Origin of the sequence: Mesorhizobium sp. M2A.F.Ca.ET.037.01.1.1, assembly GCF_003998075.1 — a bacterium.
GTDB lineage: Bacteria > Pseudomonadota > Alphaproteobacteria > Rhizobiales > Rhizobiaceae > Mesorhizobium.
This window is the reverse complement of record NZ_RZSA01001603.1, coordinates 1-785: the sequence shown is the minus strand read 5'-3', so window position 1 is coordinate 785 and position 785 is coordinate 1. Positions and strand designations below refer to the sequence as shown.

The following is a 785-nucleotide window of genomic DNA, read 5'->3' as shown; positions in this document are numbered from 1 at the left end:
CTCCAGCGTCGGCTGGACGTCGAGGTTCCTCGAGATGCTGCGTTCGGCAACGCGACCGAAGCTCTCTGCAAAATTCCGCCGCGCCGCATCGGACGCCGTGTCCTGCGAGGCGAGCGTCGAGCTCTCTGGCAACGTCATGTCGATGCCTGTGCCGATGATGGCGAGCAGCACCGCCGAGCTGAACGTTTTCAGGTAATGGTTGTTGACCTTGTCGTTGAACCCACCATAGCCCTCGGCGTCCGTTCCCGCCATGCCGCCAACCTGCAAGGTCGAGCCGTTCGGGAAGATGATGTCGGTCCAGACGACGAGCACGCGCGACTGGCCGAACGAAACCTTGCTGTCGTAACGCCCGAACAGCTTGGCGCCTTGCGGGATCAGCAGGCGGTGACCGGTCGCGCTGTCGTAGACGTTCTGGCTGACCTGCGCTGTGATGCGTCCCGGAAGATCGGAGTTGATGCCGGTGATGAGTGTGGCCGGGATCACCGAGCCACGCTTCAGCTCGTATAGGGATTGCTGCGGCACGACCTGGTTGGGGAGATAGCCGAGTTCCTTGAGGTCGGCATTGAAGAAGTCCTCCTTGGTGCGCTGCCTGTTCGGATCGAGATTTTCGCCATTCAGCCCGGCCTGCAGTGCCGCGCCATAGAGATCGGCCGCCGAGCCGCTGCGCGCTGTTGTTGCGCGGGCCGGCGTTGCCCCGGGCGCCGAGTCCGTGGCGGTCCGCAACTTGTCCACGTCGACGGCGATCGGCGAGTCATAGGCGGCGTCGTGGGCCTGCAGGCGTGCCA

1 protein-coding gene is annotated in these 785 nt (G+C 64.3%); it reads right to left on the bottom strand.

The genetic code is table 11. The annotated features are described in order from the left end of the window. On the bottom strand, window positions 1–785 hold a 785-nt coding region (trbI, locus tag EOA27_RS38660; RefSeq protein ID WP_149998630.1), incomplete at both ends, for an IncP-type conjugal transfer protein TrbI.